General features: G+C 43.7%; 8 protein-coding genes. 4 read left to right on the forward strand and 4 right to left on the reverse strand.

Annotated features, from left to right (window positions below):
- The 4 genes from ccmI to AC4E96_RS13340 form a co-directional block, all read right to left on the reverse strand.
- A partial coding sequence (ccmI, locus tag AC4E96_RS13325; RefSeq protein WP_490256165.1) for a c-type cytochrome biogenesis protein CcmI occupies positions 1–909 on the reverse strand: 909 nt, incomplete at its 3' end.
- Positions 910–925: 16 nt separating this feature from the next.
- A complete protein-coding gene (locus AC4E96_RS13330) occupies positions 926–1624 on the reverse strand; it encodes a cytochrome c-type biogenesis protein (RefSeq protein ID WP_490256166.1) in 699 nt (232 codons plus the stop codon).
- Positions 1625–1715: 91 nt separating this feature from the next.
- On the reverse strand, positions 1716–2294 hold the full coding sequence (locus AC4E96_RS13335) for a DsbE family thiol:disulfide interchange protein (RefSeq protein WP_488034165.1): 579 nt from the start codon (positions 2292–2294) through the stop codon (positions 1716–1718).
- Positions 2294–4303: a heme lyase CcmF/NrfE family subunit gene (locus AC4E96_RS13340; RefSeq protein WP_490256167.1), complete on the reverse strand. Its 2010-nt coding sequence runs from the start codon at positions 4301–4303 to the stop codon at positions 2294–2296. Before AC4E96_RS13340 ends, AC4E96_RS13335 begins: the two co-directional genes overlap by 1 nt.
- Before the next feature lie 109 nt (positions 4304–4412).
- Here AC4E96_RS13340 and AC4E96_RS13345 point away from each other — a divergent pair, with 109 nt between their 5' ends.
- The 4 genes from AC4E96_RS13345 (at position 4413) to AC4E96_RS13360 (ending at position 8346) form a co-directional block, all read left to right on the forward strand.
- Positions 4413–5447, forward strand: a complete 1035-nt coding sequence (locus AC4E96_RS13345; protein WP_490256168.1) for a hypothetical protein — start codon at positions 4413–4415, stop codon at positions 5445–5447.
- A 171-nt stretch (positions 5448–5618) separates the two neighbouring features.
- Complete coding sequence (locus AC4E96_RS13350; RefSeq protein ID WP_488034162.1) at positions 5619–5894, forward strand: EscU/YscU/HrcU family type III secretion system export apparatus switch protein; 276 nt, start codon at positions 5619–5621, stop codon at positions 5892–5894.
- 181 nt (positions 5895–6075) lie between these two features.
- Complete coding sequence (locus tag AC4E96_RS13355; RefSeq protein ID WP_490256169.1) at positions 6076–7632, forward strand: capsule assembly Wzi family protein; 1557 nt, start codon at positions 6076–6078, stop codon at positions 7630–7632.
- A gap of 66 nt (positions 7633–7698) precedes the next feature.
- Positions 7699–8346: a hypothetical protein gene (locus AC4E96_RS13360; protein ID WP_490256170.1), complete on the forward strand. Its 648-nt coding sequence runs from the start codon at positions 7699–7701 to the stop codon at positions 8344–8346.
- Positions 8347–8869: the final 523 nt, after the last annotated feature.

An 8869-nucleotide genomic window follows, 5' to 3' on the forward strand; every position in this document is an offset into this window, starting at 1 on the left:
CAGGCCCAATTTGTCAGCCAAAAACGCGATTCGTTGCTCGACTGCGACGCGACGTGGGTCATCATTGCCAATCACTCTATTGACCAACTTAAAACCTTGTAAAGCTGAGTCAAATTGCTCGTCTAGCATTTCTCCTTCTGCCAACAAAATAAGTGCAGTTAGGTTTTGTGGGTTTAGTCTCAAGGCGTTTTTTAAAACACGAATCGAACGTCGATAATCGCCTGGTTCACCGCGTTCCTGTAGCGCTTGCGCCATGCTCACCATTGTAGAGACACTGTTGCTGTCCATTCGCAAAGATTTATCAAAGGCATCAATGGCACCATCAATATCTCTCAACATATTTAGGTTGCGACCAAGTAACATCCAACCAATAGCGTTAGGCTCTTTGTGAAGTTTTGAGCGTAAACCTAGAGCAAAATCCTTTAAGTCTTTTTCAGAAGGTTCGGCCGCCGTATTACTTAATACTTGTTGTGACAACTCAGGCATACGCTCCAGCGTAGCTTGCCAATCCACCAGCTTAGTTCGCTCCCCATACAGGTGATAGCTGACACCAACCGCAATAACAAATAACACCGTTGCGGCAATTAGGTATGGTTTAATCGTTGATACACTATTCGAATTATCCTGTGAAGTGCTCGAATCAGAATCCCGCTCTCTCGATTCGACTTTTAACTCACTGGTCGCCGTTATCTTTAATTCTTTTACTGCCTCAGCAAATTCTTCTTCACTGAACTGCCCGGCGGCCAACTCTTCTTCTAACTCTTTCAAACGACTGCGATACCAGGTCGATTTAATACCTTTGTTGGTGCTTTCTCTGGTAAATTTATAAATAGGTAAAACAACAAACAAAATACCAATAGCGACCATAGCCACTACGCACATCAAAAATAAAGAATGCTCAAACGTCATGTGAGTTATTTACCTTTTACTTAGACTTAAACGTTGTTTGTGAGGATGAGTCTGACTCAGAGCCAGCCGAACCTTCATTACCAGAGTAATTGCCACCAGATGAACTCGTCGCATCACTGCTGGACTGATTTTGAGCGCTAGTAGGTCTGTCATCCAAAAGTGCATTGAGTTCGCGGTCTAGCTCGGCTTCATCGACTTTTAGGTTGTCGTGAATGTCATCCGAGCCGGTTGTACCCGAAGCGTTACCTCTTCTGCCCTTTTCTGCAGTACCGTTTTTACGAGCAACATCTGCATCGGCTTGTCTGACACGACCTTGACTTTTTTGAATCAGCATCATAATACAAAACAATACAAATGCCGCAGGCACAAACCACAAAATGCTCGTAGCAAGGGTTAGTGGTGGATCGTAATGAGCAAATTGTCCATAACGATTGACCATATAATCAATAACGTCTTGTTTCGAATAGCCTTCGTCTAACAACTCTTTGGTTTTTACTCTCATGTCTTGAGCAATAACGGCATTGCTGTCAGCAATATTTTGGTTTTGACATTTTGGGCAACGAAGCTCCGTCACCAAATCCATATACATGGACTTTTGAACGTCATCTTTAAACGGCGTAATGTCTTGCTCAGGCTTTTGAGTTTGCTCTGCTTTTTGCTTGGGCTCAGCTTTAGTTTCATCTTGTGCATAACCACTCTGACTGCTAATCAACAAAAAGCTTCCAAACAAAGCGAATGCCAAATTTAGCAATGTGGGTTTTGCCTTTTTGCTTTGGTTTAAAGTATTAGTTTGCAAAGTCATCATTTTACTCAGCTATCTCGTTCCAAACCGGCGCGAGTTGGTTGCGCCACACTCGTTCGTTGATATCACCCATGTGATGCATTTTGACAACGCCGTTGGCATCAATCAAAAAGGACTCAGGAGCCCCTGTCACGCCCAAATCTAGGGATAAGGTTCGATCCAAATCTAGAATGTTAAATTGATAAGGATTTCCCCAACGCGCCAACATGTCAGTCACATCTGGTCGAATATCTTCCACTTTTACAAACTGACCAAACTTAGGCGCGTGGGCTTGCTCGTAATAAACACCAACAATTTTTACGCCGTACTCTTCACGAAGTTTGGTCAAAAAAGGCAGTTCGTATTTACACGTGGTACACCAAGTTCCCCAAACATTTAAAAGAACAGGCTCTCCCAGTAATGACTCGCGTGTATAGACAATGTTTTCATCGTATAAATCAACGAGCTTAAAATCAGGCATTTGACGATTAAGCAGTGCCGACTCGCGCTTACTAGGGTCGCTAAATAAGCCTTTTAACAAAAACACACACAACACCAAAAACGCGACTAAAGGCACTGATGCTAACAATATCCGTTTGTTCATTAGTTAGTTACTCCAGCTTCTGTTTGATTACTTGCTGCTTCAGGACGTTTCGTTGACGGTTCCTGGCGATTCGAGTTTCTAGCTGGTTTGGCTTTTTTGCCGCGATAACGACGGTCAAATAAAGTAATAAAACCACCAATCGAAATTAAAATACCGCCCAACCATAACCAGCGAACATAAGGCTTCACATAAATACGCATCGCCCATGCATTGTCTGGCAACAATTCGCCCAACGACACATACAAGTCACGACTAAAACCAGCGTCAATTGCCGCTTCTGTCATGGTATTGCGTTGTACTGGATAATGGCGTTTTTCAGCAAGCAATTCGGCTTCCAAGAAGTTGCCACGGTAAATACTGATATCCGCAGCCCAACCTTCGTAATTCGGGCCTTTGATATCTTTGATACCATTGAACTTATAGGTATAACCCATCAACTCGGCCTGATCGCCTGGCCACATTTTGACATCACGTTCTTGCTCGTATTGTGAGGTTAAGCCCGCGCCTGCAATAACAAACGCCAAACCGATATGACCAAAGGCCATCGCATAGTGCGTTAATGGAATGCGATCAAAACCCATTTTCTGGCCTGTTTGGCGATACTCTTTAGCCGTAAATATCACAATCCAGACCGACAGCGATGCCGCAAGCAGCGCCAAGCCTTTAATTTCACCAAACTCTAACCACAACCAAACAGCACTGATAAATATTGAGCTCACACCAATGACCAAAGGGGCAGTAACAAACTTGTTTAGCTTGTCTTGTTTCCATCTGACTAAAGGCGCAATACCTAATAACAATGCGAATGGCACAATGAGATACGTAAACATTTGATCAAAAAACGGCGCGCCGATTGAAATAGCGCCAAGGCCAATTTCTTTGTGAACCAGAGGTAACAATGTACCAAGCAAAACAATTATAGTGGCAGTAACTAACAGAACATTGTTGCCCCACAACATGCTTTCTCGTGAAAATGGCGAGAAGCGGCCGACACTTTTGATGGCGCCCGAACGCAATGTATATAGTAATAAACTACCGCCAATAACTAAGGCCAACAAAATAAGAATAAAGACGCCACGAGCCGGGTCTGTTGCAAAGGCATGAACCGAGACGATGACACCAGAGCGAACTAAAAACGTGCCTAATAACGACAAACTAAAGGCTGCAATCGCTAAAAATACCGTCCAGCTCTTAAACGCGTTTCGTTTTTCGGATACGGCCAAACTGTGCAGCAAAGCCGTTGCCACCAGCCAAGGCATAAAGGAGGCGTTTTCAACCGGGTCCCAGAACCACCAACCGCCCCAGCCAAGCTCTGAGTACGCCCACCAACTACCAATCGTAATACCAAGGGTCAAAAACGCCCAAGCTGCAGCGGTCCAAGGACGAGACCATTTGGCCCAAGTCGAATCCAGATCGCCGCTCAACAAAGCCGCAATCGCAAATGCAAATGATATAGATAAACCAACATAGCCCATATACAACAATGGCGGATGAATGATCATCCCGATGTCTTGTAACAATGGATTAAGGTCGCGACCATCGACAGGGAAATAAGGTAAGGTGCGTTCAAACGGGTTTGAAGCGGTAATGATATAGGCGTAAAAACCAACGCAAATCCAGCCCAACACCATTAATACTCGCGTGCGCATTTCTGGTGGTAACGACTTAGACTTGAGCACAACCGCAAAGGCCCATCCTGATTGCATCACCAACCACAACAAAAATGACCCTTCGTGACTACCAAAACTCGCGGCAAATTTATAATGCGCGGGTAATAAAGAATTTGAGTTTTGCGCGACATTAATAACCGTAAAATCATCGGTCAAAAACGCATAAACAAGACAACCAAAGGCAAACAGCGTAAAGCCGAATAAGCCAATCGTTAGATTTGGGGCCATTTGCATCAATTTTAAATTATTAGTGCGAAGACCAATGAGAGGAAAAACAGACAACAACAAACTAAACGCAAACGCGATTATTAGCGCAAAATTACCAAGTTCAGGGATCATACTTCGTCTTTTTAAAGGTTTATTAATCGTAATGTGTGACTTTAGCGGCAAAATTGTATCATAGCGAAAACCGCTTGCCTATTTACCTGTGCGGCTCTAGCATTAACAAATGGACTCAAAAACACCACCCATTCAAGCAACGCCAAATACCAGTGCGACTGCCTCGAATACAAAAGAGCAAGCAATGGCGAGCCAAGTCGTTTTGCGATTTCTTACTGCCAATCAATTGTCACCGAATATTCAAACGTTATTGAGCAAAGGCTTGCCACCACAACTGTCCTTGCCAATACCGGCCAACTTACTCAAGCAAGTCAGCCAATGGATGCAACAAGTCGCAACACTGCAAAGCCAAAACGCCGGCATTTATACCAGCGCTAATGCCAGCGCGACAGACGCCAAAGCACTAACAATGGAAAAAGCGGCAATGCCACAGACCATCGCTAATTGGCTTACTGAGTCATTAAACAAACACAGTAACCAACAAGGTCTACCCAAACTGACGCTATCACAATGGATGCCTCTTATTGCCCAAATGCATCTAACCAAAGCGGCCAACACACAGCAAGAGCTTATACGCTTGGTTTTTCAACTTGGCTCAACACCGCCAAGCGCCCTACTCAGTCAAGAACTTCACCAAGCCAACAAGCTCAACACCAAAAATGATGGTATTGCCCAGCTGCTCAAGTTACTTGTCCCAATTCCACTGCAAGACAAAGCCAGTCTCATTATGCGAGAGCGCCAACCTTCAGCGAATGAAACGGAGACACAGCGCACAACCAATGCAGACCCACAACACCTGACACGCAGTGAAAACGAACAAATAGAAAAGCATCAAGTCAGTGAGCGAGAGCAAGCAGACAGTTCGTCTTCAAATGAAAATGGCATGACAACAACGTTAAGTTTTACACTCAATTTTGACCTCGATAGCTTGGGACAACTTACTATTGATTTTGACCTAACCGGAATGCAATTACAGTCAAGTTGTACATGTTCAAACCTAAACCTATTGTCTAAAGTCGAAGAACACTGGCCGACACTTGAAGCACGATTGAGTAAATTTGGCTTTGCCGTCAAAAACCAAACAACTTTAGCTGCGGAGCCACAATCATTAAAATCTCGTGGACTAATTGATATTAAAGCGTAAGATGCTGCCCGAGTATAACTTATTGTAACTAAAGCATTTGTTTCCAGTTTGGAAAATAATTCAATAGAAAAGCTCGTCGATTGAAAAGACAATGGTTAAAAAAGTAGTTAAAACAATCGTTAGAACAGTGACTCAAGTGACAAACGCCTCAAAAAAGTGTAAAAAAATGTAATGAACAAAAAACAAACACAAGGTGCATTATCACTTCTTTATGATGGAAAAAATGCGCCCAATATAGCGATAAAGGGCTATCAAGATTTGGCCGAAGAAATCATTCGCAACGCCAAAGAAAACAAGCTTTTGGTACATCAAGACCCAGAGCTATTTCGGCGCTTGGAACACTTGGAGTCTGGTCAGAGCATTCCACCAAACTTATATGTTATTGTGGCCGAGCTTATCGCTTTTAGTTACGTTTTGAGGGGAAAATTTCCTGACAGCTGGGCATAAGCCAAATGCAGGGCTTTTTTATGTCTCTGTACTCGTTTAGAATTATTCCGAATATGTATACTAAAAACACACAAGTGTATAAAAATAAAACGCTCCTTTAAGAGCGACAAATACAAATAACAACAAAGAAAAAACAGCACAAGCAAAGTCGAGTTTTATCTAAATTTAAAAGGAAACCTGCGTGTCTACAAACTTTAATATCAACAGCATACGACGGACCGTAGCTTTACTTTCCCTTTCTATTAGTGCCCTCAGCGCCCCTGCACTAGCCGATGTTTCTGGTTACTTACCCTTAAAACAAGACCCTGGCTTCGAAAATCACGTTAATCGCCTTATGATCGCGGCCGAGTTGGGTGGTACCAAAAAACCTTATGCCATCAACACAGTCAAAATGGCCAAAAACAAAGTCTGTAACAGTCGCTTACGTGGTAAACCAGCCATCACCAAAGCATGTAACGAAGTAAACAAATACCTAAAGCGCACTGAACAAAGCTTTTATGTCAATCACGCAAGCGCTGGACTGAGACTAGTAGACGAGTCTAAAACATTAGAAAACCAGCCTGCCCTTAACATCGCGAACGCGCGAGGCGAAAGTATTCAAAGCAGTGCTTTTGTTCAAGCTCAACTAGCAACTACATTAAACAGTTATATGGCCGTTAGTGTTGGCGCCAAAATATGGCAAACTGATGACTATTTTGATAGCCCAGCCTTCAATGCTCAGTATCCAGGTTACGACATCGATAATCATAATTTAGAAGACACCTACGTATCGCTCGGGTTTTATGGTGCGCAACTTGATGTTGGTTACAAGCCTCATTGGCTTTCGCCTTTCAAACAGTCAGCGATGTTATTAAGTACAAATGCACCGACCTTTGCCAATATTTCTTTATCAAATAACACGCCGTTGACTGACTGGCAGTTTAATTATGAATTGTTCGCGGGTGAATTGTCTTATTCCAACAAAATTCGATATGAGGGCGGCCTGACACAAGGCAAACCTATCATTACGGGGGTTCACTTATCTGTTTCTCCGTTCTCGGGTTTTACTCTTGCTGTTAACCGTATTTTGCAGTCCGGCGGCGGGGATCGCGGCGGTCGCAGTTTTAGTGAGCTGGTAGATGCCTTTTTGGACCCAAGTGGTGCCGACAATACACGTGAGGGCTTAAACAGTGACCAAGAGTTTGGCAACCAAGCGGCGTCTATAGTGACTCGTTATGACTTCAACGGGTACAAACCCTTCTCTGTTTACATGGAATACGCCGGTGAAGACACCAGTCGCGGCACCAACTATCGACTAGGTAATACCTCATTGTCGGCGGGTATCGACATGCCGGTTATTTTCTACAATTTGTCACTTAACTACGAATACAGTCAATGGCAACGCGGTTGGTACACTCACCACGTTTACCAGGACGGCATCGTCAATCAAGGTTCATTAGTTGGACATTGGGCGGCCGAACAGCGTGAGCGCTTCAATTCAATAGGTGGCTCATCCACAGGCGCAACTCATCACAACCTAACATTGGGGTGGCAACTAAATCCACACGACCGCCTTGAGTTTAATTACAACACTACCAAAAAAGAGCCGTTATCAGCCTACCCTTACAAAACAGGCAGACAGCTAAAACTAGATTGGTTTACCGACATTTATGAATACCGAGCTTTGGTGTCACTGCTTAGCAGCAAAAACACATTAGGTGAAAAACACACCGCACTGAGTTTGGCGCTTTACTGGTAAGCCCTAATTGCTGACAAACGCAACAATACTAATTAACGTTTAGAGACATATTTTAAAGGACAGGCAATGCACTATTTTTCTTCTTCTCAAGTGCTGAACAAACTCACCGCTTTCACACTCCTGTGTGTAAGCCTTCTTCTAACAGCGCCTTATGCAACTGCAAAATACGCTGGTAAAAACCCAAATAACGCTTACAGCAAAGACAGCTTTAACACCCGTGATATCAACGCTAGAATCGATGTCGGTTTTAGCTTATTAACCACCAAGGTCATTGAAGACTTTTCGGCTCCACCACCAGAATACGATGGCATCGAAATTTCGCCTTTAGTCGGCTTTGCCATTAACAAGCGCACCTCAGAGAACTCGACCTTTGGTGTCAAAATCGAACTGCAACAAATTGATGGTTCACGCCTAACCTCGTTCCGAGCAATCGACTATCGCTATTTACACAGCCAAGAGTGGCAATTTGGTGCGTTTATTGGTGCATCACGCTATGACTTCCGTTCACCAGCTTATGGTTACAACGTCGGTTTTGGTGCCTTTTATCAGCCCAAAGGCTGGCGCCGTGTCAGCGTAGGTGCAGAAGTCCAGTTTATGGATAAATTAGCCCGCGACAAAATCCACCCTGATGATGTGCCAGCAACACCAGAGACAGGTCCAGATACCTTTACCAATATGGCTGGTGTAGTCTTGACCATGTCTTATCACTTCTGATTACAAAAGATCTGCAACTGGGTTGTCTATATTTTTGACCGCGCAAGTACATTCTTGTAATGCTTACGGCCATTAAGTTGTTGAATTTCAACGTGCGCTAGACGTGTGACTGGGTTGTCTAGGTTTTTGACCGCGCACGTACATCCATGTAATGCTTACGGCCATTCAGTTGTTGAATTTCAAAGTGCGCTCGACGTGCAATTGGGTTGTCTATATTTTTGACCGCGCAAGTACATCCCTGTAATGCTTACGGCCATTCATCCATGAATGGACTATCAAAAACCTAGACAACCCACTCACACGCCTCAATCACCGGCAGTGATAAATTCTAACTGGTTTGAAAGTAAGCTAAGCATTTACAGCGCAATGACTAAAAGACTAAGTTGTGAGTATGTATTTTCGAGGTGTTGCAACGAATTATTCAGAAGGTATTTGAGTAGAGTAATCAAGTGATTGATAGTCCATTCGTAGGTGAAGGCTGCTCAATTTAATAGGGCTGAGTATTGGGTAGGCATTTACGAGG

The organism is Psychrosphaera sp., assembly GCF_982872775.1.

What these genes read in the sequence shown, in the direction of transcription:
- AC4E96_RS13335 (WP_488034165.1), bottom strand. Translation starts at nt 2,294, where the DNA reads ATGAACAAACGGATATTGTTAGCATCAGTGCCTTTAGTCGCGTTTTTG.
- AC4E96_RS13340 (WP_490256167.1), bottom strand. Translation starts at nt 4,303, where the DNA reads ATGATCCCTGAACTTGGTAATTTTGCGCTAATAATCGCGTTTGCGTTT.
- AC4E96_RS13345 (WP_490256168.1), top strand. Translation starts at nt 4,413, where the DNA reads ATGGACTCAAAAACACCACCCATTCAAGCAACGCCAAATACCAGTGCG.
- AC4E96_RS13350 (WP_488034162.1), top strand. Translation starts at nt 5,619, where the DNA reads ATGAACAAAAAACAAACACAAGGTGCATTATCACTTCTTTATGATGGA.
- AC4E96_RS13360 (WP_490256170.1), top strand. Translation starts at nt 7,699, where the DNA reads ATGCACTATTTTTCTTCTTCTCAAGTGCTGAACAAACTCACCGCTTTC.